The sequence below is a fragment of the Microbacterium sp. 3J1 genome, assembly GCF_001049495.1.
GTDB lineage: Bacteria > Actinomycetota > Actinomycetes > Actinomycetales > Microbacteriaceae > Microbacterium.
On sequence record NZ_CDWI01000011.1, the window covers coordinates 362862 to 387020 of the forward strand.

The window sequence follows — 24159 nt, forward strand, 5'->3', positions numbered from 1 at the left end:
CTCCGGCGTCGGGCCGGATTAGGCTCGGTGCATCGAACGCAGACGATGGAGTGATGCGCTATGAGCGATGCAACGAAGACGGTCGAAGACCACTCGCTTCCGCCGACGGCGGTGGATGAGAAGCCGCGGTGGACTCCGCTGAAGATCGTGCTCTGGGCGGCGATCGCCGTGCTGGGCGGTGTCGCCTGGACGATGCTCGCGATCGTCCGCGGTGAGACGGTGAATGCGATCTGGTTCGTGTTCGCGGCCGTCTGCACGTACCTGATCTTCTACCGGTTCTACTCCAAGTTCATCGAGCGCAACCTCGTCAAGCCCGACGATCGGCGCGCGACGCCTGCGGAGTACAAGGCCGACGGCAAGGACTACGTCGCGACCGACCGCCGCGTGCTGTTCGGTCACCATTTCGCTGCCATCGCAGGGGCCGGACCCCTCGTGGGCCCGGTGCTCGCCGCGCAGATGGGGTACCTCCCCGGCACGCTGTGGATCATCGTCGGCGTCGTGCTCGCGGGTGCGGTGCAGGACTACCTCGTGATGTTCTTCTCGATGCGACGCGGCGGTCGCTCGCTCGGACAGATGGCCCGCGACGAGCTGGGCCGGTTCGGCGGGACGGCGGCCATCATCGCCACGCTGCTCATCATGATCATCATCACCGCGATCCTCGCTCTCGTCGTCGTGAATGCACTGGGGGAGAGCCCCTGGGGCGTCTTCTCGGTGGCGATGACGATCCCGATCGCGCTGTTCATGGGCGCGTACCTCCGGTGGATCCGCCCCGGCAAGATCACCGAGGTCTCGCTCATCGGCTTCGTCCTCCTCATGGCCGCGATCATCGGCGGCGGCATGGTCGCCGAGACCGACTGGGGTCAGGCGATCTTCACGCTCGACCGCACCACGATCGCCTGGGGCATCATCATCTACGGCTTCATCGCCGCGGTGCTCCCGGTGTGGATCCTCCTCGCACCTCGCGACTACCTCTCGACCTTCATGAAGATCGGGGTGATCGTGGCGCTCGCGGTCGCCATCGTGTTCGTGCGGCCCGAGATCACGGTCCCAGCCTTCAGCGAGTTCGCCGGGGGTGAGACGGGTCCGGTCTGGTCCGGGGCGCTCTTCCCGTTCCTGTTCGTGACGATCGCGTGCGGGGCCCTGAGCGGATTCCACGCACTGATCTCCTCGGGCACCACGCCGAAGATGATCGAGAAGGAGAAGCAGACGCGCTTCATCGGCTATGGCGGAATGCTCATGGAGTCGTTCGTCGCGATCATGGCTCTCGTCGCAGCGATCTCCATCGACCGCGGCCTGTACTTCGCGATGAACTCCTCGCCGGCGGCCACCCTCGGCACCGTGGAGGGGGCTGTGCAGTTCGTGAACAGCCTGGGACTGGCCGGGGTGAACCTCACCCCCGAGATGCTCACGAGCACTGCGGAGGCGGTGGGCGAGGAGTCGATCGTGTCGCGGACCGGCGGCGCGCCCACACTCGCTCTGGGGCTGGCGCACATCATGCAGCAGTGGATCGGCGGCACGGGGATGATGGCGTTCTGGTACCACTTCGCGATCATGTTCGAGGCGCTGTTCATCCTGACGGCCGTGGATGCAGGCACTCGAGTGGCGCGATTCATGCTGCAGGACTCGGTGGGCAACCTCGTCCCTCGCTTCAAGGACACCTCGTGGCGGGCCGGCGCGTGGATCTGCACGGCCGTCATGGTGGCCGGGTGGGGTGCGGTGCTGATCATGGGCGTCACCGATCCGCTCGGGGGCATCAACACCCTGTTCCCGCTCTTCGGCATCGCGAACCAGCTCCTGGCCGCGATCGCGCTCGCCGTCGTGCTGACCATCGTCGCGCGGCGGCGCACGTTCAAGGCACTGTGGGTGGTGGCGGTGCCGCTCGCCTTCGTCACGGTCGTCACGGTGACGGCATCCCTGCAGAAGATCTTCTCGACGGTGCCGCAGGTGGGGTACTTCGCCAACCACATCGCCTTCCGCGACGCGCTCGCCGCAGGGGAGACGTCGTTCGGCACGGCCACGAGCGTCGCAGCGATGGAGGCGGTCGTCCGCAACACGATGATCCAGGGCGTGCTGTCCGTCACGTTCCTCGTGCTGTCGGTCATCGTCATCGCGATCTCGCTCGTGAAGGTGTTCCAGGCGCTGCGCCCAGGGCCGGTCGTCGACCACGAGGACCCGGCGGTGCCCTCGCGGCGCTATGCGCCCGCAGGGCTGATCGCCTCGTCCGAGGAACGCGCGCTGGAGAAGGAGTGGAACCAGCTGTCGGCATCCGCTCAGCCGACGAGGGGGCACTGATGGTCGCCGTCGCGGCGGACCGGGCTCGCCGGGTCTGGCATGCGGTCGCCTGGTATCTGAACGGTCTCACCGGTCAATCGCGCTACGCCGACTACGTCGCTCACGAGCGGTCGCAGCATCCCGACCGCGAGCCGCTGTCGGAGCGCGAGTTCTGGCGCCGCCACTACGCCTCGCAGGATGCCGACCCGGGCGCCCGCTGCTGCTGACAGCAGTCCGGTCGTTCCGGCGTGCCCGGAACGCACACGCGGCCCCGAAACGCACACGGGATCCTGGTTCTTCCGTGCAGAACGGGGCGACGCGTGCGATGCGGGCGGCCGACAGGCACATGTGGTCATCGGCGCTCGGACGAGCGCTGCAGGGCTGCGACCACCGCGCTCTGCACGGTCGACCAGTCGTGGATGATCTGCGCGTAGTCGAAACGCAGGGTCTCGTACCCCAGAGCGGATGCTGCCGCATCGCGGACGAGGTCCTTATGACGGAGCGAGCCGTCGTGGTTGCGTCGCCCATCCGCCTCGAGGATCACGCGACCGCCGATGGCGAAGTCGACACGGCCGACGCCTCGGATCGAGACCTGGCATTCGAGGAGGATGCCGAGGATGTGCAGGCGCAGACGAAGAAGAGACTCCAGCCCGCTGTCGGCGTCCGCTCGTGCGAGATCCACAAGCCACCGCGAATTCTGCGGAAGAGCCGCTCGGATCTGTGAACGCGCCGCCCGTGAGAGCAAGCCGAGTCGCCAGGCGGATTCGAACGCGGCGAAGAACGCCTCATCTCCCGAACATCGGTGAAGGTGGACGAGTGCGACCGCGACCGACACCGATCCGAGCGGCGGCGTCCCGCGGTAGTAATGGGTGACGCAGGTGCAGTTCTCGTGCCGGAGCAGGTGGCGGCCGGGAGCGAGCCAGACATGCAGTGCATCCTCGGTCGGAAGGGTCCAGATGCCGTGCTGGCGGAGGACGGAGACGCAGGTCAGGGCACCGCCGTGTCGAGTCGCCCCACGCACGTCCTCCGCCACCTGGCTTACGCCGAACACCCCCGGCCGAAGGCGCTCGATCTGGCCCGCTGCGACCATCCGCGACAGCGCGCGTCTGTCGAAGCCGAGCCGCTGCAGATGCGCACCCCGAGCGAGGCCGCCGAGGCGTTGGATGGTGTCGTGCGCGGAGAGCATCCGCCCACCATGCCGTCAGGCACCCACCGGATGTCGGTCTCGCGAACCGGAACCCCGTCGGGGGTGTACGGCCCTGCTCTGGCGAACGTGGTGGAGGGGAGGTCGCGCACGCCCGATCTGCACACGATGCCGCGGACGGCGCACTCGGGAACGATTCAGCGTGTGCAGAGCGGGGCGACGCGTGCGGTTCGGGCAGCAGATGAAGCGGCCGGCGGCGACAGGACCGCCGGAAACGACGGATGCCGCAGGGAACGCGTCCCTGCGGCATCCGATCAGTCGGGCTCAGCCCGGGTGGGTCATCGAGAGCAGATCGAGCTTCTCGTCGAGCTGCTCGAGCGTGAGGTCACCGCGCTCGACGTAGCCGAGGTCGATGACGGCGTCGCGCACGGTGATGCCCTTGGCGACCGAGTGCTTGGCGATCTTCGCTGCGGCCTCGTAGCCGATGAGCTTGTTGAGCGGCGTGACGATCGACGGGCTCATGCCCGCGAACGCGGCCGCGCGCTCGGTGTTGGCCTGGAGTCCGTCGATGGTCTTGTCGGCGAGCACGCGCGACGCGTTCGCCAGCAGGCGGATCGACTCGAGCAGCGCGGTGCCCATGACGGGGATCGCGACGTTCAGCTCGAAGGAACCGGATGCTCCGGCCCACGCGACCGTCGCGTCGTTGCCGATCACGCGAGCGCACACCATCAGCACGGCCTCGGGGACGACGGGGTTGACCTTGCCGGGCATGATCGAGGATCCGGGCTGCAGGTCGGGGATGTGCAGCTCGCCGAGACCCGTGTTGGGGCCGGAGCCCATCCACCGCAGGTCGTTGTTGATCTTGGTCAGCGAGACCGCGATCGTGCGCAGCGCGCCGGAGGTCTCGACGAGGCCGTCACGGTTCGCCTGGGCCTCGAAATGGTCCTTCGCCTCGGTGATCGGCAGCTCGGTCTCGGCGGCGAGCAGGGCGATGACCTTCTGGGGGAAGCCGAGCGGGGTGTTGATGCCGGTGCCGACGGCAGTACCGCCGAGCGGCACCTCGGCGACCCGGGGGAGCGCCGACTGCACGCGCTCGATGCCGAGACGGATCTGCCGCGAGTATCCGCCGAACTCCTGACCGAGCGTCACGGGCGTCGCGTCCATCAGGTGGGTGCGGCCGGACTTCACGGCGCCCTTCCACAGCTCGGCCTTGGCCTCGAGGGCGACCGCGAGGTGGTCGAGAGCCGGGATGAGCGTGTCGATGAGAGCCTGGGTGACGGCGATGTGCACCGACGTGGGGAACACGTCGTTCGACGACTGCGAGGCATTCACATGGTCGTTCGGGTGCACGTTCGCACCGAGGATGCGGGTCGCGAGGGTCGCGAGCACCTCGTTCATGTTCATGTTCGACGAGGTGCCCGAGCCGGTCTGGTACGTGTCGACCGGGAACTCGCCGTCGTGGACGCCGGACGCGACCTGGTCGGCGGCCTGGGCGATCGCATCCGCGATCGCGCCGTCGAGCGTGCCGAGCTCCTTGTTCGCCAGCGCCGCGGCCTTCTTGATGCGCGCGAGCGCAGCGATCTGCGTCGACTCCAGGCCCTTGCCCGAGATCGGGAAGTTCTCCACCGCACGCTGCGTCTGTGCCCCGTAGAGCGCGTTCACGGGCACCCGCACCTCGCCCATGGTGTCGTGTTCGATGCGGTACTCGGTGTCGGTCATTCCGAACCCTCCTTGGTTGCGGGGCTCTGCCCCTCGGTGTCGATTCCGTCGGTGTCGATTCCCACCGTGACGACGGGCACCGCGGTGCCCTCGGCCAGACGGTAGTTGGCGCCCACGATGCCGAGTCGGCCCTCGGCGACGGCGTTGGCGATGATCTCCGACGACTGCAGCAGGTCGCCGACGGTGTTGCGCAGGTGCTCCTGCCCGACCAGCTCGGCGTCGATCTCGGCGACCGTGGTCCCGCCGCTCTCCGCCAGCACCTTGCGGGCGGCGGGGACGATCGGCGAGATCAGCTTCCAGATGTGCGGCGGCAGGGGCGCGGCGTCGATGGCCGTGCCGTCGATCGCGGCGCGCACGGCACCGCAGGAATCGTGCGCCAGGACGACGATCAGGGGCACCTCGAGCACGACGACCGCGTATTCGAGACTCGCGACGATCGATTCACCGATGACCTGTCCGGCGTTGCGCACCACGAACAGGTCTCCCAGCCCCAGGTCGAAGATGATCTCCGCAGCGAGGCGCGAGTCGGAGCATCCGAACAGCGTCGCCACGGGGTGCTGCGCCTCGGTGAGGTTCTTGCGTCGCGCGACATCCTGGTTCGGATGCTTCGGCTCATCGGCGACGAAACGCTGGTTCCCCTCCTGCATCTGCGTCCAGGCGGCGGCGGGGGAGAGCGCGTGTGTCATGAGGACTCCGAGAGTTCGCGGATCTGGGGGAGGAGCGACTCCGCGAGCTCGGCGGTCGAATCCGCGGAACGAGACCCGTAGAGCAGCACGTAGTCGTCACCGGCCTGGGTGCCGATCGCGTAGGAGACGTTCTGCTTCGCGCCGGCGTCGCCGAGCTCGTAGACGTCCCACTCGAGGCCGCCGATCGAGGTCGTGTCGGTGGGGGCGATGCCGTTCAGGCGCTGCGGCGCCCAGGACGAGTCGGTGCCGAAGGCCTGAGCGAGCCGGATGAAGCCGCGCTCGTCCTCGGCGGCGGGAGCGAGCGTGACATCCCAGACGGCGGGGGCGCCGGTGGAGAGCTCTGCCGCGTTGACCCTCCAGAAGTCATCGAGATCGGGGACGACGACGGGGCTGCCCATGGTGGATTCGACGTCAGCCGCGATGCCGACCAGGTCGACCTTCGGCGCCGATGCCGGCTCGCCGCGGGGAACAGCGAGCACGATCACCAGAAGGATGGCGAGGGTGGCGATGAGCGCGGCGATGAGACTGCGGAACGTCTGGCTCGAGCGGTACGCCTTGCTCGAGGCGGCCTTGCGCGCGGCCGTCTCCTCGGGGGTCTCCGGGCGGCCGAGCTCGGCGACGATCGGCGCGGGCTTGTCCACTACGCGTCCTCGTCGGTGGAATCGGATGCTCCGGCGCGCGCGGCCTCGAGCCGGCGCTTCGCGCCGAGGAGCCACTCCTCGCAGCGGGCGGCGAGCGCCTCACCGCGTTCCCACAGGGCGAGCGACTGCTCGAGCGTCGGCGCTCCCTGCTCGAGTTCGGAGACGACCTTCACGAGCTCGTCGCGAGCGGCCTCGAACGACAGCGTGTCCACAGGGGTGTCGTTCAGCGCACTCACGCCCTCCATCTTACGCGGTGCCCGGGGCGGCCTCAGCCCGAGCGACGAGCCGACGTCTCGTCGATCTCGCCTTCGGAGCGGGCGGCGATCGACCCGCGATCGACGGTGATGGTGAGGCCGCTGCCCGCGGGGGCATCCGCGGCGTCCCGCAGGATGACGCCGCCGTCGAGATGCGCGATGGCGTACCCCCGAGCGAGCGTCGCAGCAGGCGAGAGCGCGCGCAGCGATGCGCGGAGCTCGCTCGTGGCACGGCCGGCGGAGTCCAGGCGCCGCGTGACGGTGTCGCGGCCGCGCGCCTGCAGGAGCCAGAGCTCCTGAGCCCTCGTCTCGATGATCGGGTCGGGAGAACGCAGGGCCGGACGCGACCGCAGCTGCTCGAGCTGCGCGATGTCGTGCGACAGCCTCTGCGTCAGACGGGTGGTCATGCGGGAGCGCAGCTGCGCGATCACGGCCCTCTGCTCGCTGACGTCCGGCACCACCCGTTTTGCGGCATCCGTCGGAGTGGATGCTCGCAGATCGGCGACGTCGTCGAGGAGCGGATGGTCGTTCTCGTGTCCGATGGCGCTGACCACCGGAGTCGTGGCCGCCGCGACAGCGCGTACCAGACGCTCGTCGCTGAACCCGAGGAGCGTCTGCGGATCTCCGCCGCCTCGCGCGATCACGATGACGTCGACCTCGGGATCCGCATCCAGTCGCGCGAGTGCCGCGAGGGTCTCCGGAACGCACCTGTCACCCTGCACGGCTGCGTACTCGGTACGGAACCGCACCTGCGGCCACCGCAGCTCGGCATTGCGGTGCACGTCCTTCTCTGCGTCGGAGCGCTCGCCCGTGATGAGTCCGATGACGTGGGGGAGGAACGGCAGCCGCTTCTTGCGCGACGACTCGAACAGCCCCTCTTGCCGGAGGCGGATCCTCAGCTTCTCGAGCTTCTCCAGCTGATCGCCCAGTCCCACGTGCTTCATCGCCGAGACCGCGAAGCTGAAGTCGCCCGCCTTGACGAAGTAGTCGGCCTTCACCGCGGCGACCACATGGTCGCCGACACCCAGGTCGTCGGGGATCCGCGGGCGGACGCTCGACCAGATCCTGATGGAGATCTGCGCGTCGGAGCGAGTGTCTTTGAGCCGCGCGAAGATGTTGCCGGCGCGGACGTTCCATGACGTGATCTCGCCTTCGACCCACACGGTGTTCCAGCGGGCGACGAAGTCCCTGATCGTCGCGTTCAGACGGGCGACGGAGGTCGGGGCGTCCGCCGACGAGTCGCGAGGAGCGACCGCATCCGCAGGCGGGGTCTCGCCGGGGCGTGTCGACGCTTCGAAGACCGTCATCCGCTCAGTGCACCTTCCCGCTCCTGCTCAGGTTCTCGGCGGTAGAATTGTCGAGTGACCTCGACTGCCGTTCATCTCCCTGTTCCGCGTATCCCACGAGTGCGTGCGGCGGTAGGGCGGCTTCAGGATAACCCGGTGGTCGGACAGAAGCGTGTTCTGCTGGCAGCCCCGCGCGGGTACTGCGCCGGCGTCGACCGCGCCGTGGTCGCGGTCGAGAAGGCCCTGGAGCGCTACGGCGCACCCGTCTACGTGCGCAAGCAGATCGTGCACAACATCCACGTCGTGACGGAACTCGAGGAGAAGGGTGCGATCTTCGTCGAGGAGGTCGACGAGGTGCCCGAAGGCGCCCACGTCGTCTTCAGCGCGCATGGGGTCTCGCCGGCCGTCGTGAACGCAGCGTCCGATCGGGGACTGCACGCGATCGATGCGACCTGCCCTCTCGTGACCAAGGTGCACCGGGAAGCCGTGCGCTTCGCGCGCGACGACTTCGAGATCCTCCTGATCGGTCACGAGGGTCACGAGGAGGTCGAAGGTACAGCAGGCGAGGCGCCTGACCATGTCACCGTCGTGAACTCGCCGGAGGAAGCCGATACGGTGCAGGTCAAGGATCCGTCCAAGGTGGTCTGGCTCTCGCAGACCACGCTGTCGGTGGACGAGACCATGGAGACCGTGAATCGTCTGCGCACGCGTTTCCCCGAGCTGCACAATCCGCCGTCCGACGACATCTGCTATGCGACGCAGAACCGCCAGGTCGCGATCAAGAAGGTCGCCGCGAACGCCGATCTCGTGATCGTCGTAGGGTCGTCCAATTCGTCGAACAGCGTGCGTCTCGTCGAGGTCGCCCTCGAGTACGGCGCCAAGGCGGCCTACCGGGTCGACTACGCCGAAGAGGTGAAGCAGGAGTGGCTCGACGGCGTGTCGACCGTCGGCGTCACCAGCGGTGCATCCGTTCCCGAGGTGCTGGTGCGCGAGGTCCTCGACGCGCTGGCGGGTGCGGGCTACCGCGATGTCGAAGAGGTGAAGACGGCCGAGGAGGACCTCATGTTCTCCCTGCCGAAGGAGCTGCGCCAGGACTCGTCCGGCCAGCGTGACGCCCGTGCGCTGGGAGGCCGCGCGTCTGGCGGAAGCGCCTGAGGTGAACGCCGCAGAGGCCGAGCCGACCCTCATCGGGTCCGTGCAACGCGCACTGCGGCTGGTCGACATCGTCGCGAACTCGCCGCGGCCTCTGCAGGTGAAGATGCTCGCGGCGATCACCGGTCTCACCCCGGGGACGACGTACAACCTGGTGCGCACCCTGATCCACGAGGGCTATCTCGCCAACGAGCCGGACGGGCTGGTGCTCGGCTCCCGCTTCCCGGCGTTCCAGTCCGAGCAGGACTCGCGGGGAGTGTTCCTCGCCCGCGTCCGCTCGGCGCTGCGCGAGGTCACTGACGAGGTCGGGGCCACCGCGTACCTGTCCCGCTTCCATGACGGAGAGATGCACCTGGTCGACATCGTCGACGCGGTGAGGAACCCCCGCATCGAACTGTGGGTGGGGCTCGAATCCAGCGCCCATGCGACCGCGCTCGGCAAGCAGATCCTCACGGACATGACCGATGAGGAACGACTCGACTATCTGTCGAGGCACCGCCTCGAGGAGTTGACGCCGAGGACGATCAGCGACCGTCGCACTCTTCTCACCCAGCTCGAGCACTCGCCCGGGTTCACTGTCGATCGTGAGGAGTACGCCATCGGCAACGCATGCGTCGCGGTGCCGGTCATCGCACCGAACGTCACGGCGTCGCTCGCGATCTCGCTGCCGGCGGAGAGGGCGGTCGTGGACCGTGCTCTGGTGACGAAGCTCCACCAGACGGCGCGACGGCTCTCGCTCCAGCTCGGGGCGGATGCGCTGGATCGGAGCGACGTGGGTCCGGACTTCACCATCTGAGGCGCTATCTGGCCTCAGTTCACTATCTGAAGAAGTACCCCTGGCGCGCGGGCATCCGCTTTCCTATGATCATGACTGTAGACGTCTGTGCAAACGGCGCTACAGGTGGTGGAACGTCCCCAGCGTTCCTCGACCCACTTGGATGAGGAGCGTCCCCAGCGCTCGCATCCGCGGCCCCGAGGAGTCCCCACTTCGCCGGGGCCGCCATCGTTTTCCCCACATGCCTTCCTGTGAGGGACTCCGAGCCGATCGGACTAGCATGCTGGAATGACGGACCAGCGGCCGCAGTACGGTGAAATCGCGACACTCGACGAGCAGCGCCGCGCGGCCGGGTTGCCGGCACTCGCGGACACCGCGCCGCCGACGCTCGAGCAGTCGGCCTCGCCGGCGCCGGTGAGACGCGCGAACCCGGTCGACAGATTCGTGACCATCGCGCTGCTGGCCTACGGCCTGATCAACGTCGTCATGACCGGACTGTCCTATCTCGACTTCCCGACGGCGATGAACCAGGTCATGGGCGTGCTCGGCATCGACGGGGAGTTCACCAACTACGCCCAGGGCAAGCTCTGGGGGACTCTCGCTGCCATCGTGCTCGGCGCGGGATGGGCGCTCACGGCCTACCTGTCGATCCGTCGGCTGCGGCGTGGCGCGCTCACCTGGTGGGTCCCCGTGGTCGGCGCCGCGGTCACGCTGTTCGTCACCTCGATCTGCGTAGCGGTCCCGATGATGGGGGACCCTGCTTTCGCGGCCTTCCTCACGGCGACGACGGGGCAGTAGTCCCGTTTCCGTCTCCGCACGAAGAAGCCCCCGACCTGAGGTCGGGGGCTTCTTCGTGCGAACGGACGATCAGCTCTGCGACTGACCGTACGAGCCGAGCTGACGCGTCGACTCGACGACGCGTGCGGCCATCGCGGTCTCCGCGATCTTGCCCCACGCGCGCGGGTCGTACTGCTTCTTGTTGCCGACCTCGCCGTCGACCTTCAGGACGCCGTCGTAGTTCTTGAACATGTAGTCCGCGATCGCCCGGGTGTAGGCGTACTGCGTGTCGGTGTCGATGTTCATCTTGATGACGCCATTGGCGACCGCGAGCGCGATCTCTTCATCGGTGGAGCCGGAGCCGCCGTGGAACACGAGGTCGAGCGGCTTGGCGCCGGTGTTGTACTTGGCAGCCACCTGCTCCTGGATCTCGCCGAGGAGCTCGGGGCGCAGCTTGACGCCGCCGGGCTTGTAGACGCCGTGGACGTTGCCGAAGGTGAGGGCGGCGATGTAACGGCCCTGCTCGCCGAGTCCGAGCGCCTGCACGGCCTGGTCGACGTCGGAGAAGGTCGTGTAGAGGGCCTCGTTGGATCCCTCGTGCGCGACGCCGTCCTCCTCGCCGCCGACGACGCCGATCTCGACCTCGAGGATCGCGTTGATGTTCTTCATGCGGGGGAGGAGATCCTTCGCGATCTCGATGTTCTCCGCGAGCGGCACAGCCGAGCCGTCCCACATGTGGGACTGGAAGATCGGGTTGCGGCCGGCCTTCACCTCCTCCTCGGAGGCGGAGATCAGCGGCTCGACGAACCCGGCGAGTGCGTCCTTCGGGCAGTGGTCGGTGTGCAGGGCGACCGTCACCGGGTAGTTCTTGGCGACCTCGGTCGCGTAGCGGGCGAAGGCGAGGGCACCCGTGGCGCGCGCCTTGACCGTGTGGCCGGCGAAGTAGTCGGCGCCTCCGGTCGTGACCTGGATGATGCCGTCGGAGCCGGCCTCGGTGAGGCCCTGCAGGACGGAGTTGATCGTCTGCGAGCTGGAGACGTTGAATGCGGGGTACGCGAAGCCGCCGGCCTTCGCGCGGTCGAGCATTTCGGCGTACTGATCCGGGGTGGCGACGGGCATGAGAACTCCTGCGATAGGTGAAGCCGGGACAGCAGTCACTCTATCGGGGTGGCTCGACGGATGCCGTCAGCGGACGCCGGACGAGGAGGGTGTCCTGCCCCCACGTTAAGAACCGAACTTCCTTCACACCTGGACGCGTGAAAACCGCGTGATCGGTATGGCTTCGTGGCTAGGCTGACCGCATGGTGAGTCTTACTGCGGATCTGAGCCCCCTTCGTCCCGATCGGAACCTCGCGATGGAGCTGGTGCGCGCGACCGAGGCGGCCGCTATCCGTGCAGTGCCGTTCATCGGTCGTGGGGCCAAGGAGGCGGCTGACGGTGCGGCCGTCGACGCGATGCGCGCCTTCCTCGGCACCGTCGCCTTCCAGGGGCGTGTGGTCATCGGCGAGGGCGAGAAGGACAACGCCCCCATGCTGTTCAACGGAGAAGAGGTCGGCACAGGCACGGGACCGGAGTGCGACATCGCCGTGGACCCGATCGACGGAACGTCGCTGACGGCCGCGGGTCGTCAGAACGCGCTCTCCGTCATCGCGGTGTCCGATCGCGGCTCCATGCTCGACGCCTCCAGCGTCTTCTACATGGACAAGCTCGTCACAGGGCCGGCGGGGGTCGGTGTCGTCGACATCCGCCTCCCGATCGGCGAGAACATCCGCAAGCTCGCCGGAGCGCTGGGCAAGCCGGTGGACGAGATCGTGGTGTCGGTGCTGAACCGCCCGCGGCACGAGCAGCTCATCCAGGAGATCCGGGACGCCGGGGCGGGCACGCGTCTCATGAGCGACGGCGACGTGGCCGGCGGTATCAACGCGGCGCGGCACGCGGCGCGTACCGACATGTGCGTCGGCGTGGGCGGCAGCCCCGAGGGAATCGTGACGGCCTGCGCCATCAAGGCTCTGGGCGGCCACATCCAGGGCCGACTCTGGCCGCGGGATGATGACGAGCGGCAGCGGGGGATCGACGCGGGACTCGACATGGACAAGGTGTACGAGGCCGACGACCTCGTACGAGGTGACAACACGATCTTCGTGGCCACCGGTGTCACCGACGGCCAGCTCGTCGCCGGCGTCCGCCGCGAAGGCGGGTACATCTACACCGAGAGCGTCGTCCTGCGCGGGGCTTCGGGCACGCTTCGACGGATCGCCTCGGAGCACCTCGTCTCGAAGTGGCTCTGACCTCGGGCTGGCGAGAGTGCAGCGGCATCGTTACCGACCCGGTACCGGCCGAATCGCCGCTGAATCAGCTTTTCCGCCCGTCCGTGGCACAATTGTGACTGGGTTTGTCGCCGTCGATGGAGCCGCCAGGCACCGCGGACAGAGGAGGGCCGACAGATGACATCGCAGCACACGAGCAGTTCGAAGGCCGCGCCGACGAAGATTGTCACGACCAGCACCGGACGCATCCTGCGCATCAGCGCGGAAGAGGTGGCAGCCGCGACGCGCGCTCCCGCGGCGCCCGCGGCCCCGACCGCTGCATCCGTCGATCCGGCGCGACGGGCCGATGTGCTCTTCCGCGTCCGGCGCGACGAAGGGCATGAGCTCAGCGCGTGGTGGATGATCGGAGCCTTCGTGGTCACCAGCGGTCTGGTGATCCTGCTCCTCAGCGGTGTGCCCGGCGTCGCCTGAACCCGCTGCTGCCTGATCTCGCTGCCGCCTGACTTGCCGCACCGGCGAGCGGTCAGCTGTCCGTTCGACGTGCGGAGTCGTCGTCGGCAAGCCTGACTCGGACCTCGCCGACATCTGCGTGCAGCCCCGCATCGTCGATCAGCGCAGCGAGATCGACGTTCTCGACGTCCACCAGCTCGGGCGCGGTGAAACGCCGGGACTGTGCGGCGATCACCGTCGGCGGGGTGTCGAGCGCGGCGGAGTCGATCCCGGGGAACTGACGGGCCGTCACCAGCACGCGGCTCTCCAGCGAACCGGCGAACCGGTTGTAGCTGTCGACGGTGCGCTCGAGCGCCCGGCGGAGGTCGTCGGCGTGGCCGGCGAGAACGCCGAGGCGGTCGTACAGCTGGGTCCCGAGCGAGAGCAGCGCGCGAGCCTCCGTCGATACCTCCTGCTGCGTCCAGGTGTACGCGACGGTCTTCAGAACGGCCCAGAGATTGACCGGCGAAGCCAGTGCGACGCGACGGCTGAAGGCGTAGTCGAGCAGTGTCGGGTCTTCGTCGATGGCCGCGGCGAGCAGAGACTCGGTGGGCAGGAAGCAGATCACGAACTCGGGACTCGACTCGAGCCCCGCCCAGTACGCCTTCTTCGCCAGGGCATCGACGTGCGCGCGCACAGCCTTGACGTGCTTCTGCATGTGCATGCGTCGCTGCGCCTCGTGCGCGTCGCCGGCGGGCAGCGCCGACGCCTCGAGATACGCATCCAGCGGAACCTTCGCGTCGACGGCGATGGACGCGCCGCCCGCGAGGCGGATCACCATGTCGGGCCGCCCCTGTCCGTGATCGGACATGACCGTCGCCTGAAGGTCGAAGTCCACGTGACGCGTGAGCCCGGCCGCCTCGACCACGCGCCGCAGCTGGGTCTCACCCCAGACCCCGCGCGTCGCCGTGGAGCGCAACGCCCCTGCGAGCGACTCGGTCGTCGCCCGCAGCGCCTCGTCGGACTCCTGAGCGCGCCGGAGCTGCTCGGCGAGCGACCCGAACTGCGCGTGACGCTCCTGCTCGATCGCCGAGACCTTCTGCTGCATCTGCTGCAGGCTCTCCCGCACAGGAGCGAGCGCCGTCAGCACGGCGTTCTGCTGCTGCACGCGTTGAGCTTCGGCCCGCTGCTCGATGCGGGCATGTTCGACGGCATCGCGGTACAGGTCGTACTGTCGGTCGCGGTCATCACGCGCCGCGGCCAGCTCGGCCTGCGAACGGGCCAGATCGGCCGCGCTGCGACCGGCCCGCACGAACCACCCGACCGCCGCTCCGCATGCGAGGGCGATGAAGACGAGCACGATCGTCAGAGCATCCATGTCGTCCATGATGCGCGGGGCCTCGGACATTCGTCCGCAGCGACTCAGGCGACGGCGCGCTCCGGAACCCGACTGACGACGGGCTCGGTGACTCGCAGGCTCAGGGCGTCCGCCAGGGAGAAGACGTCCGGAGCGCCGAGCCGCCGCGAGGAATCCATGATGATGTGCGCGCATGCCAGAGCATCCGCAAGCGCGTCATGATGCGAGAAGCCGGTGAAGCCGGCCGCCTCGGCCGCCTTCGGAAGTCGGTACGAATCGAGGTCGTAGACCTTGCGTGCCACCTGCAGGCTGCACAGCGAGCGGTACGGAGGGCAGTCGCCTCCGGTCGCCTCGGAGGCCTTCCGGAGCACGTTCAGATCGAAACCGGCGTTGTGCGCCACCAGCACGTCGGCACCGGCGAAGTCGCACAGGCGATCGAACTGCTCGGCCCAGGTGGCGGCGTTCAGGACGTCCTGGGCACGGATGCCGTGGATCCTGACGTTCCACTCCTGGAACTCGTCATGGCCGACAGGCGGCTGGATCAGCCATCCCGCCGTGGCGACGACCCGTCCGTCCCGCACGCGGACGAGTCCGACGGAGCAGGCGGAGGCGGGACTGGAGTTCGCCGTCTCGAAGTCGATTGCGGTGAAGTCCAGGGGCACGCCTCCACTCTCTCCCGGCATTTCTGACCGCGCAGGAGGACGCGCCGTAGGCTGACGACATGGCTGACGGACTCTCGACCTCCTTCGGCGCGGAGGCGCACAACTACGAACTGGGCCGACCCGACTACCCCTTCGACGCGGTGGCCTGGATGCTCCAGCGGCTCCCGGGGGACTCTCGACGCATCGCCGATGTCGGAGCCGGCACGGGCAAGCTCACGCGGGTGCTTGCGGGTGCTCCCGATGCCGAGATCGTCGCGGTCGACCCGGATCCCGCGATGCTGAAGATCCTGCGTGATGCGATCCCGGGCGTCCCGACATTCGTCGGAACCGCCGAGAGGCTCCCGCTCCCCGATGCGAGCCTCGACGCGGTCGTCCTCGGGCAGGCGTGGCATTGGGTCGAGCCGAGTTCGGGCTCGGCCGAGATCGGTCGGGTCGTGCGCAGCGGCGGCTCACTCGGCCTGATCTGGAACATCCGTGATGAGCGGGAGGCCTGGGTCCGGCAGCTCACTCGGATCATGCATGGCAGCAACGCGGAGATCATGCTCGCGGAGGGCGGACCTGTCGTCGCGGCTCCGTTCGACGCGCTGGAGGAGAACACCTGGGAATGGACGCGGCCGATCACCCGCGATCTGCTGCATCGCATGGCATCGTCGCGCAGTTACGTGATCACCGCTCCTGAGGAGGAGAAGGTCCGAATCCGCGACGAGATGGATGCGCTGTTCGACGACCTCGGTCTCGGAGAGGACTCCACCATCGACCTCCCGTACGTGACGCGCGCCTTCCGCGCCGTCCGCGACTGACGGAGACTTCCACTCGACCGCTCACTCGCGAGGATGAGCACCCCGACGACCGCGAGGGATGCGACGGCGAAACCCCGGTGCTTCCGCATGAGCACGACGGTACCGGGGACGACCGAGTCGTCGGTCTGCCTATGCTCGATCGTTACTGCGCTGCGCCAGATCGGCGCCCTCGCGGCATCCGCAGGATCGGGACGTGCGCGCCGGGTAGACTCGTGCCCCGTGGCTCTCACTATCGGAATCGTCGGCCTGCCCAATGTCGGCAAGTCCACCCTCTTCAACGCTCTGACCAAGAACGACGTGCTCGCGGCGAACTACCCGTTCGCGACGATCGAGCCGAACGTCGGGGTGGTGAATCTTCCCGACCCGCGTCTCGACACGCTGGCCGAGATCTTCGGCAGCGAGCGCATCCTTCCTGCAGCGGTGTCGTTCGTCGACATCGCCGGCATCGTGCGCGGCGCGAGTGAGGGCGAGGGGCTCGGCAACAAGTTCCTCGCGAACATCCGTGAGGCGGATGCGATCGCACAGGTCGTCCGCGGATTCGCCGATGACGACGTCGTGCACGTCGACGGTGCGGTGAACCCTGCGTCCGACATGGAGACGATCAACGCGGAGCTCATGCTCGCCGACCTCGAGACGGTCGACAAGGCGATCACACGCTACGAGAAGGAAGTGCGCGGCAAGAAGATCGAGCCCGTCGTGCTCGAGACGGCCAACGCGGCGAAGGATGCGCTGGAGCGCGGCGTGCTGCTGTCGGTCGCCGGCATCGACCTGACGCCGATCCGAGAGCTGGGCCTGCTCACCGCGAAGCCGGTCATCTTCGTCTTCAACGTCGACGAGGGCGTTCTCACCGATGACGCCCGCAAGGCCGAGCTCGCCGCTCTCGTCGCGCCGGCCAAGGCGATCTTCCTCGATGCGAAGATCGAGTCGGAGCTCATCGACCTCGACCCCGAGGATGCGGCGGAACTCCTCGCCTCCACGGGCCAGGACGAGTCGGGACTGGACCAGCTGGCCCGTATCGGTTTCGACACCCTCGGTCTGCAGACGTACCTCACGGCGGGTCCGAAGGAGGCCCGTGCCTGGACGATCCCCAAGGGATCGAAGGCGCCGCAGGCCGCCGGGGTGATCCACACCGACTTCGAGAAGGGCTTCATCAAGGCTGAGATCGTGTCGTTCGAAGATCTCGTCGAGACGGGGTCGGTCGTCGAGGCCCGCGCGAAGGGCAAAGCCCGGCTCGAGGGCAAGGATTACGTGATGCAGGACGGCGACGTCGTGGAGTTCCGCTTCAACAACTGATGCAGGCGGGCCGCAGCGGGGGACGTCCGCGGTGCGGCTGCGGCTGGCAGAAGCGCGGATGCTGTCACTTCCGCGCCCATCTCCTTCGCGGTGGCACCGTGCTCCACCGCCAGTGTTCGATCTCGCTCCTGTCCGCGTGCCGGAGGATCGGGTTACCGCGCACGCAGAGCCCCCAGAAGAGCACGCGCTCGCAGTCGAGACAGTCCACGAAGCTGACGATCGTGTATTTCAGTTCTGACTCGAGCAGAGGGATCATGTCCTCGAGCGGGACGTCGCCACGCAGCTCGAGCATCCGGCCGGCGGCGACCCTGTCGATCAGGGCCTCCGTCGTCGCGTCGATCTCCCAGGGGAGCGGGCCGGTACCGGGTACCCCGGCCGAGTCGCAGGTCTTGCAGACGTTCATAGGTCCAGTCTGCGCGATGAGGTTTTCAGGTCCTGCCCCCAACCGGCCGACCCCGACGGCCGGCGTCCTGTCTCAAGGTCTCGGGCCAGGCAGATCCAGACGCGTACGCTGTGTGTGTTGCCGATCGGAGGATTCGCCATGTCTGACATCAACGAGCACATACCTGCCCCGGACGAGCCGTCAGTCCCGGAACTCGAACCCGACGAGATGATCGCTCCTCGACCGGAGGAGGAGATCGCCGATGCCCTGCGGGCGAAACCCGACCTCGGGGACCACAGCAGGCACTCCGGCTGAAATTGCTCCGCGCGGGAACTCGGTGCAATCCGCTGCAACGACCAGCCGCGTTCCCGTTCAGCGTCTGCCCGAGTGGGCGACCATCGCCAGGGCCACTGCATGTCGTTATTGCGGGCTCGCATGCTGAGCCGCTGATAGCGTGCGGTCCATGGATGAGTACCTCACTGTCGCGGGGGCCTCGTGGGATCCTGACCCGACTGCCGGCCAGTGGATCGGCCCGCTCCTCGACGTCTTCGGCGCGACGCTCGGTCACGCCGTCCCCGCGGGGTACGAGACCTATGCCGTCGTTCCGATCCCGTGGGGAGAGGAGATGCCGGAGCGGCAGGACTATCCGGTCCTCGAGGCGCTGCTCCAGCAACTCGCGCCCTTCACCGGCGCGCAGATCGTGCACACCGCGCTGTGGGAGGGGTGGGGATGGCTGTACGACCGCGACCAGGACCCGCGTACGGCGCCCGGATCCGCCGCCTTCGTCTTTCCCCATGATGAGGCGGCGCTCAGACAGGCGCAGGAGACGATGGCCCGCCGTCGTGTCGCGAGACCCGATGCTGCGCCGCTGATGCTCCCGGAGCGAAACTACTTCCTGTGGTCGGGCCCGCTCTCTTCCGTCGCAGCTCTGCGGCACAACGGCGACATCCCCTCGCTGATCTGGCCGGAGGACCGATCGTGGTTCATCGGTGCCCCGATCTACACCAGCGACATCGCCGTGGGTGCTGACGGGCGCATCATCCGGACAGTCCTGGATGCGCCGGGACTCCATGCGCTGGGCGCACGCCGGGCGACGCGCGACGAGGTGCTTCAGGGCGACGACTGAGCGCGCGCCTCGCACCGCCCGCGGAACCACGGCGACCCGCAGGATACGCTGGAGGGCGACCCCTGATGATCGAGCGAGGAGCCGCACGCCCATGACCGACACCCAGATCTTCGAGCCGGACGGCCGCGCGATCCCCTTCGTCGACGAGGGAGACGGACCCGTCAAGCTGGTGCTCATCCAGGAGCAGGGTCTGGCCGCCGACGTGCTGGGCGTCGCCGCGCACTATCTCGCGGAGGAAGCCGGGTTCCACGTGCTCCGCATCGGCCACCGATCCGCAGCGGACGCGACGCTCGACGAGCGGGTCGCCGACGCGATCGCCGTCATCGACCACGTCGGCATCGGCGACACGTGGGTCGGCGGGCACGGTTTCGGCGGCACGATCGCGCGCGCCCTCGTCGCTGCGCATCCGGATCGGGCCAATGGCCTGCTGCTGCTCGGTGTGGAGGACGTCGACATCGAGGTCGCTCCCGCCATCCCCGTGCTGATCGTCCAGGGCACAGAGGACGTCGACACCCCCGCTGCCCACGCGGACGCCCTGCAGGCGTCGATCCCCGACCGGTCGAGCATCAAGACCATCGCCGGCGACCACCTGTTCCCGATGCACCACCCGATCGAGACCGGCGTCATCATCGAGGAGTACCTGGACTGGGACTGATCCGCATGGCTGCGGCGGGGCGCACCGTCGTCCACGCGATCGATCTTCAGGCGGGTGTGTCACCGCCGGATGCATCGACGAGCACGGTGTGCTAGCCCGCGCGGCCGCGCTGGTCGAGCGCTCGCGGTGGCCGCGCATGACCGCGTGGTGTTCTGAGCCGGTCGCCATCCGAACGCTCCTTCCGTCCTGAGAGGATGGTCCGATGACCGCAACTCTCGTCGCCCAGGATCTGGCCGGAGGATACGGTCATCGCATCCTCTTCGAAGGACTCGACCTGACCGTCGCCCCCGGCGATGTCATCGGCGTCGTCGGTGCGAACGGAGCGGGAAAGTCCACCCTGCTGCGGATCCTCGCGGGCGTCGATGCGCCGGCCGACGGGACCGTGGCGCTGGCTCCGTCCGACGCGTTCATCGGGTGGCTCCCGCAGGAGCATGAGCGCGTCGAGGGCGAGACGGTCGCCGGGTACATCGCGCGACGAACCGGCTGCGCGGACGCGACGCAGGAGATGGATGCTGCGGCGGTCGCCCTGGGGGACCCCTCGCTCGCCCCGGGCGGGGCCGATCCGGCCGACACCTACTCTCAGGCTCTCGACCGCTGGCTCGCCAGCGGCGCGGCGGACCTCGAGGAGCGCATTCCCGCGGTGCTCGCCGATCTCGGTCTGCAGACGGAGGGCGGCGTCACCGCGGATGCGCTCATGACGGGGTTGTCGGGCGGACAGGCGGCCCGAGTCGGACTCGCCGCGCTTCTCCTCTCGCGCTTCGACATCGTTCTGCTCGACGAGCCGACGAATGACCTCGACCTCGACGGCCTGGAGCGGCTGGAGTCGTTCGTCCGCGGACTGCGCGGCGGAGTGGTGCTCGTCAGCCACGACCGAGAGTTCCTGGCCAGGACCGTCACTCGGGTGCTTGAACTCGACCTGGCCCAGAACTCGCACCGGCTCTACGGCGGCGGCTATGACGCCTTCATCGAGGAGCGCGCTGTGGTGAAGCGGCACCTGCGGGAGAAGTACGACGAGTTCGCCGACAAGAAGGCCGACCTGGTCGCTCGTGCGCGCACCCAGCGCGAATGGTCGAGTCAGGGTGTGCGGAACGCCATGAAGAAGGCGCCGGACAACGACAAGATCAAGCGCAGGGCGTCGATGGAGTCGAGCGAGAAGCAGGCTCAGAAGGTGCGCCAGATGGAGAGCCGGATCGCCCGTCTCGATGAGATCGAGGAACCACGCAAGGAGTGGCAGCTCGAGTTCACCATCGGCTCGGCACCCAGGTCGAGCTCGGTGGTCGCGACCCTGAGCTCGGCGATCGTGCGGCAGGGAGAGTTCACCCTGGGACCCGTCTCCCTCCAGATCGACGCGGGTGACCGCATCGGCATCACGGGTCCGAACGGAGCGGGGAAGTCGACCCTCCTTCGAGCCCTGCTCGGGCGACAGGCGGTCGATGAGGGGAGATCGGCTCTCGGCAGCAGCGTGCAGATCGGCGAGATCGATCAGGCACGGTCGCTCCTGGTCGGCGACGCCGCGCTCGCCGACGCGTTCGAAGGACTGGTGCCGGAGATGTCGTCCGCTGAGGTCCGCACCCTGCTCGCCAAGTTCGGGCTCAAGGCCGACCATGTGACACGTCCGGTCGGAGAGCTCTCACCCGGAGAGCGCACTCGGGCCGCACTCGCGCTCCTTCAGGCGCGCGGGATCAATCTCCTCGTGCTCGACGAGCCGACCAACCACCTCGACCTTCCCGCGATCGAGCAACTCGAGCAGGCACTCGCGTCGTACGACGGCACGCTCCTCCTCGTGACGCATGATCGCAGGATGCTCGACGCGGTGACGATGAATCGCCGGTGGCACGTCGACGGCGGGCGGGTCGAGGAGCGCTGACTCAGCGCCCCTGGCGCTTCTTGTACGGCTTGGGCTGACCCTTGACGACGGGCGCGCGGCCCTTGCCCTTCGATGCCTTCGCCTTGCCGCCGGCCGGAGCCGCGGTCTTCGGCGCGGGCGGGGGAGCAGCGGCCACCGTCGCGCGGGCTTCGACGAGGAACAGCTCACCGACGCTCGTCAGACGAGGCGTGCCCTCGCGCTTGACCAGGACATGACCCACCTCGTCCTCGAGCTTGTCGAGTGACGTGTAGAGCGACGCCAGCGGGATCTCCAGCTGCTCGGCGGCGCGAGGGAAGTGCAGTGTGTCCGCGAGGACGACGAACCGACGCAGCAGTGCGAGCTTCATGAGCGAGTGTTCCTCTCAGAGCACGGCGATCGTGCGTTCCGCCACCCAGCCTACGCAAGAGGGGAGCGGACGCACGGATGCCGCGGCTCGATGAGCCGCGGCATCCGGTGTGGTACGTGTCAGACGGCCTGAGGGAGCACCGCGAACGACACGGCTCCCTCGTCGTCAACGCCGGCGTCGAGGATCTTGTCGTCGAGGGCGGCGGCGGCGGTCTCATCGAGGAAGAGGCGTGTGCCCGAGACCTCGACGACCTGATCTGCCGGCTCGGGATCAGGTGTGACCAGGACGGCGAGGCGAGCGCCTCCGTCGGGGCCGGGATCCGGAGTCGAATGGATGCGAAGCCCTGCGTCGGATGCGTCGGTCTGACGGCTGACGAGGGTGTTCACGATGGCGGTTGCGTTATCGGTGAGGGTGAGCACGAGACTCTCCTTCCGGTTGCGGACACGAGGCGGACGCGACGTGTCCGGGCCACGATTCCGCATCCGTCAGCCGGTTTTCAACCCGACGCGCCCATTAGGAGCGGTCTCCCACCTGACGCAGAGGTTTTCTCAGGAAGACCTGCTCCGTGCCGTCTCCGTCGGGGATCCGCTGGCTCTCGCGGTAGCCGCACGCCTCGTACAGCCGGATGTTCGCCTCGCTGAGACTGCCGGTGAAGAGCTCGGCGACGTCGGCCGTCGATGCCTTCTCCGCCGCGTCCAGGAGCGTGCGCCCGATGCCCTCTCCCTGCATGTCGGGGGCGATGGCGATGCGGCCGATCAGCAGCATCCCGTCGGACTCGACGTATCGGATCGCGCCGACGAGGCGACCTCCGATGCGAGCTGTGAGCCCGCTGCCCGCGCGGAGCTCCGACTCCACCTCGGCAAGGGTCTGCGTCAGCGGGGGCATGTCGGCGCTGCCGTAGATCTGCGCCTCCGACACGAACGCCGCGCGCTGCAGGGTGAGCACCTCTCCGGCATCCGTCTCGCTGATCGGGGCGATGACGAGCTCCGCACTCTTCTTCTCTGACATCTGTGTTCCTCCCGGAGGCATCGGTGTTCCTCCCGGTCGCCACCTTCGGTCAGGGGTGAGGCAGTGTCAACCCCCTCGATTCCGCGCGTGCGTGTCGTTAGCGTCGCGGTCAGGAGGTCAACACATGGCTGAGAACAAGAAGACGACCGACGCGAAGAAGAGCGCGACCGCTGCGCCGACGAAGCGTGGCGCGAAGACGACCAGGCGCCAGAACGCGGAGAAGGGCTTCACCGCCTCTCCGACCCTGGCCGCCAACCTGCAGACGGTGCTCGTCGACCTCGTCGAGCTGTCTCTCCAGGGCAAGCAGGCTCACTGGAACGTCGTCGGACGGAACTTCCGCGACACCCATCGCCAGCTCGACGAGATCATCGATGCGGCCCGCACCTTCAGCGACACGGTCGCCGAGCGGATGCGCGCTCTGCACGCCGTCCCGGACGGACGCACGGACACGATCGCCGAGACCACGTCGCTTCCGGCCTTCCCTGCGGGAGAGGTCTCCACGACCGACACCATCGATCTCGTGACCGCGCGGCTCGACGCCGTGGTCGCGACCATGCGCAGCGTTCACGACGAGGTCGACGAGGAGGATCCGACGTCCGCGGACATCCTGCACGCCGTCATCGAGAGCCTCGAGCAGTTCGCGTGGATGGTCAGCGCCGAGAATCGGAGTCCCGCCGGCCGCTGACGCCTCACGCGGCGGTGGCGGTCAGGCCTGCCGGCGATCGAGCGCTCTGCGGATCATCCGCGGGAGCAGAAGCCAGAGCAGGCCGACCGCGACCACCGAGGCGATGAGGGCGACGAGCCCGGCCCTGCGGTCGACGGTGAAATCGATGATGAGCGTTGTGACGCCGATGGTCAGGGCCGCGATCACGACCAGATCGATCTTGACGATCCGCGCCGCGACCTTCACGAGCTCGGGCTTGCGGCGGCGACCGAACAGAGCGCGATGCATGCCGACCGGGGCCAACGCGAGAATGGTGGCGAGGGCGGCGAGTGCGACGAGTACCACGTACACGTCGCGCTGGAAGAGGTCCATGTCCTCGAAACGAGGCTGGAACGCCACAGCGAGGAGGAAGCCCGTGAGGATCTGCGTGCCGGTCTGCATGACCCGTAGCTCCTGGAGCAGTTCGTCCCAGTTGCGGTCCGCGCGCTCGTTGGGCGTCTCGTCGCGACCGTCCTGCCGATCGTCGTGGGCGATCGGCGACGGAGGGCGTTCATCGGGTGTCATGAGGCCAGTCTCCCGGTCGCGCTTCCGCGATGTC

28 protein-coding genes are annotated in these 24159 nt (G+C 68.2%); 14 read left to right on the forward strand and 14 right to left on the reverse strand.

Annotated elements, in window-relative coordinates; all coding sequences use genetic code 11:
- Window positions 1-60 precede the first annotated feature (60 nt).
- Both BN2660_RS10720 and BN2660_RS10725 read left to right on the forward strand, forming a co-directional pair.
- Window positions 61-2292: a carbon starvation CstA family protein gene (locus BN2660_RS10720; RefSeq protein ID WP_091231478.1), complete on the forward strand. Its 2232-nt coding sequence runs from the start codon at window positions 61-63 to the stop codon at window positions 2290-2292.
- On the forward strand, window positions 2292-2498 hold the full coding sequence (locus BN2660_RS10725; protein ID WP_091231482.1) for a YbdD/YjiX family protein: 207 nt from the start codon (window positions 2292-2294) through the stop codon (window positions 2496-2498). The genes BN2660_RS10720 and BN2660_RS10725 overlap by 1 nt, the downstream gene beginning before the upstream one ends.
- Before the next feature lie 125 nt (window positions 2499-2623).
- Here BN2660_RS10725 and BN2660_RS10730 read toward each other — a convergent pair whose 3' ends face one another.
- The 6 genes from BN2660_RS10730 to xseA form a co-directional block, all read right to left on the reverse strand.
- Window positions 2624-3457: a type IV toxin-antitoxin system AbiEi family antitoxin domain-containing protein gene (locus tag BN2660_RS10730; protein ID WP_091231486.1), complete on the reverse strand. Its 834-nt coding sequence runs from the start codon at window positions 3455-3457 to the stop codon at window positions 2624-2626.
- Window positions 3458-3739: 282 nt separating this feature from the next.
- Window positions 3740-5134 carry a class II fumarate hydratase gene (locus BN2660_RS10735; RefSeq protein WP_091231490.1) on the reverse strand — a complete coding sequence of 465 codons (1395 nt, stop codon included), beginning with the start codon at window positions 5132-5134 and terminating at the stop codon, window positions 3740-3742.
- Window positions 5131-5820 carry a carbonic anhydrase gene (locus BN2660_RS10740; RefSeq protein WP_091231494.1) on the reverse strand — a complete coding sequence of 230 codons (690 nt, stop codon included), beginning with the start codon at window positions 5818-5820 and terminating at the stop codon, window positions 5131-5133. The genes BN2660_RS10735 and BN2660_RS10740 overlap by 4 nt, the downstream gene beginning before the upstream one ends.
- Window positions 5817-6461 carry a DUF4245 family protein gene (locus tag BN2660_RS10745; protein ID WP_255305118.1) on the reverse strand — a complete coding sequence of 215 codons (645 nt, stop codon included), beginning with the start codon at window positions 6459-6461 and terminating at the stop codon, window positions 5817-5819. Before BN2660_RS10745 ends, BN2660_RS10740 begins: the two co-directional genes overlap by 4 nt.
- On the reverse strand, window positions 6461-6697 hold the full coding sequence (locus BN2660_RS10750; RefSeq protein ID WP_255305119.1) for an exodeoxyribonuclease VII small subunit: 237 nt from the start codon (window positions 6695-6697) through the stop codon (window positions 6461-6463). The genes BN2660_RS10745 and BN2660_RS10750 overlap by 1 nt, the downstream gene beginning before the upstream one ends.
- Before the next feature lie 32 nt (window positions 6698-6729).
- On the reverse strand, window positions 6730-8022 hold the full coding sequence (gene xseA / locus BN2660_RS10755; RefSeq protein ID WP_091231500.1) for an exodeoxyribonuclease VII large subunit: 1293 nt from the start codon (window positions 8020-8022) through the stop codon (window positions 6730-6732).
- A 90-nt stretch (window positions 8023-8112) separates the two neighbouring features.
- On the opposite strand from xseA, the gene BN2660_RS10760 reads away from it, so the two are divergent.
- From BN2660_RS10760 to BN2660_RS10770, 3 genes are all read left to right on the forward strand, one after another.
- Window positions 8113-9156 (forward strand): 4-hydroxy-3-methylbut-2-enyl diphosphate reductase, encoded by a 1044-nt coding sequence (locus BN2660_RS10760; protein ID WP_176697211.1) that lies wholly within the window; start codon window positions 8113-8115, stop codon window positions 9154-9156.
- A 1-nt stretch (window position 9157) separates the two neighbouring features.
- On the forward strand, window positions 9158-9949 hold the full coding sequence (locus BN2660_RS10765) for an IclR family transcriptional regulator (RefSeq protein WP_091233553.1): 792 nt from the start codon (window positions 9158-9160) through the stop codon (window positions 9947-9949).
- Window positions 9950-10216: 267 nt separating this feature from the next.
- On the forward strand, window positions 10217-10726 hold the full coding sequence (locus tag BN2660_RS10770; RefSeq protein WP_091231504.1) for a DUF6264 family protein: 510 nt from the start codon (window positions 10217-10219) through the stop codon (window positions 10724-10726).
- Window positions 10727-10795: 69 nt separating this feature from the next.
- Here BN2660_RS10770 and fbaA read toward each other — a convergent pair whose 3' ends face one another.
- Complete coding sequence (gene fbaA, locus BN2660_RS10775; RefSeq protein WP_091231506.1) at window positions 10796-11824, reverse strand: class II fructose-bisphosphate aldolase; 1029 nt, start codon at window positions 11822-11824, stop codon at window positions 10796-10798.
- Window positions 11825-12006: 182 nt separating this feature from the next.
- Between fbaA and glpX the strand changes: the two genes are divergently transcribed.
- Entirely contained in the window at window positions 12007-12993 is a 987-nt protein-coding gene (gene glpX, locus BN2660_RS10780; RefSeq protein WP_091231510.1) for a class II fructose-bisphosphatase, read from the forward strand.
- A 156-nt stretch (window positions 12994-13149) separates the two neighbouring features.
- Window positions 13150-13443 (forward strand): hypothetical protein, encoded by a 294-nt coding sequence (locus BN2660_RS10785; RefSeq protein ID WP_091231513.1) that lies wholly within the window; start codon window positions 13150-13152, stop codon window positions 13441-13443.
- Between the two features lie 52 nt (window positions 13444-13495).
- Here the strand turns inward: BN2660_RS10785 and rmuC are convergent, their stop codons facing one another.
- Window positions 13496-14779 carry a DNA recombination protein RmuC gene (rmuC, locus tag BN2660_RS10790; protein ID WP_091233557.1) on the reverse strand — a complete coding sequence of 428 codons (1284 nt, stop codon included), beginning with the start codon at window positions 14777-14779 and terminating at the stop codon, window positions 13496-13498.
- Window positions 14780-14823: 44 nt separating this feature from the next.
- Complete coding sequence (locus BN2660_RS10795; RefSeq protein ID WP_091231515.1) at window positions 14824-15420, reverse strand: exonuclease domain-containing protein; 597 nt, start codon at window positions 15418-15420, stop codon at window positions 14824-14826.
- Between the two features lie 59 nt (window positions 15421-15479).
- Here BN2660_RS10795 and BN2660_RS10800 point away from each other — a divergent pair, with 59 nt between their 5' ends.
- Both BN2660_RS10800 and ychF read left to right on the forward strand, forming a co-directional pair.
- On the forward strand, window positions 15480-16220 hold the full coding sequence (locus BN2660_RS10800) for a class I SAM-dependent methyltransferase (protein ID WP_091231518.1): 741 nt from the start codon (window positions 15480-15482) through the stop codon (window positions 16218-16220).
- Between the two features lie 219 nt (window positions 16221-16439).
- Complete coding sequence (gene ychF, locus BN2660_RS10805; RefSeq protein ID WP_091231520.1) at window positions 16440-17513, forward strand: redox-regulated ATPase YchF; 1074 nt, start codon at window positions 16440-16442, stop codon at window positions 17511-17513.
- 64 nt (window positions 17514-17577) lie between these two features.
- Here ychF and BN2660_RS10810 read toward each other — a convergent pair whose 3' ends face one another.
- Window positions 17578-17916: a hypothetical protein gene (locus BN2660_RS10810; RefSeq protein ID WP_091231524.1), complete on the reverse strand. Its 339-nt coding sequence runs from the start codon at window positions 17914-17916 to the stop codon at window positions 17578-17580.
- Window positions 17917-18054: 138 nt separating this feature from the next.
- Between BN2660_RS10810 and BN2660_RS16620 the strand changes: the two genes are divergently transcribed.
- The 4 genes from BN2660_RS16620 to BN2660_RS10825 all read left to right on the forward strand — a co-directional run bounded on the left by BN2660_RS16620 (window position 18055) and on the right by BN2660_RS10825 (window position 21543).
- Complete coding sequence (locus tag BN2660_RS16620; RefSeq protein WP_176697166.1) at window positions 18055-18210, forward strand: hypothetical protein; 156 nt, start codon at window positions 18055-18057, stop codon at window positions 18208-18210.
- Between the two features lie 148 nt (window positions 18211-18358).
- Window positions 18359-19021 (forward strand): hypothetical protein, encoded by a 663-nt coding sequence (locus tag BN2660_RS10815; RefSeq protein ID WP_091231527.1) that lies wholly within the window; start codon window positions 18359-18361, stop codon window positions 19019-19021.
- Between the two features lie 91 nt (window positions 19022-19112).
- On the forward strand, window positions 19113-19676 hold the full coding sequence (locus BN2660_RS10820; protein ID WP_091231530.1) for an alpha/beta fold hydrolase: 564 nt from the start codon (window positions 19113-19115) through the stop codon (window positions 19674-19676).
- A gap of 202 nt (window positions 19677-19878) precedes the next feature.
- Complete coding sequence (locus tag BN2660_RS10825; RefSeq protein WP_091231533.1) at window positions 19879-21543, forward strand: ABC-F family ATP-binding cassette domain-containing protein; 1665 nt, start codon at window positions 19879-19881, stop codon at window positions 21541-21543.
- A gap of 1 nt (window position 21544) precedes the next feature.
- On the opposite strand, the gene BN2660_RS10830 is transcribed toward BN2660_RS10825, so the two are convergent.
- From BN2660_RS10830 to BN2660_RS10840, 3 genes are all read right to left on the reverse strand, one after another.
- A complete protein-coding gene (locus BN2660_RS10830; RefSeq protein WP_091231535.1) occupies window positions 21545-21889 on the reverse strand; it encodes a LysR family transcriptional regulator in 345 nt (114 codons plus the stop codon).
- Window positions 21890-22008: 119 nt separating this feature from the next.
- A complete protein-coding gene (locus BN2660_RS10835) occupies window positions 22009-22308 on the reverse strand; it encodes a Fe-S cluster assembly protein HesB (RefSeq protein WP_091231538.1) in 300 nt (99 codons plus the stop codon).
- Window positions 22309-22402: 94 nt separating this feature from the next.
- Window positions 22403-22897 (reverse strand): GNAT family N-acetyltransferase, encoded by a 495-nt coding sequence (locus BN2660_RS10840; protein ID WP_091231541.1) that lies wholly within the window; start codon window positions 22895-22897, stop codon window positions 22403-22405.
- Between the two features lie 124 nt (window positions 22898-23021).
- Here BN2660_RS10840 and BN2660_RS10845 point away from each other — a divergent pair, with 124 nt between their 5' ends.
- Window positions 23022-23582: a Dps family protein gene (locus BN2660_RS10845; RefSeq protein WP_091231545.1), complete on the forward strand. Its 561-nt coding sequence runs from the start codon at window positions 23022-23024 to the stop codon at window positions 23580-23582.
- Between the two features lie 21 nt (window positions 23583-23603).
- Here BN2660_RS10845 and BN2660_RS10850 read toward each other — a convergent pair whose 3' ends face one another.
- A complete protein-coding gene (locus BN2660_RS10850) occupies window positions 23604-24125 on the reverse strand; it encodes a DUF6328 family protein (RefSeq protein ID WP_091231547.1) in 522 nt (173 codons plus the stop codon).
- Window positions 24126-24159: the final 34 nt, after the last annotated feature.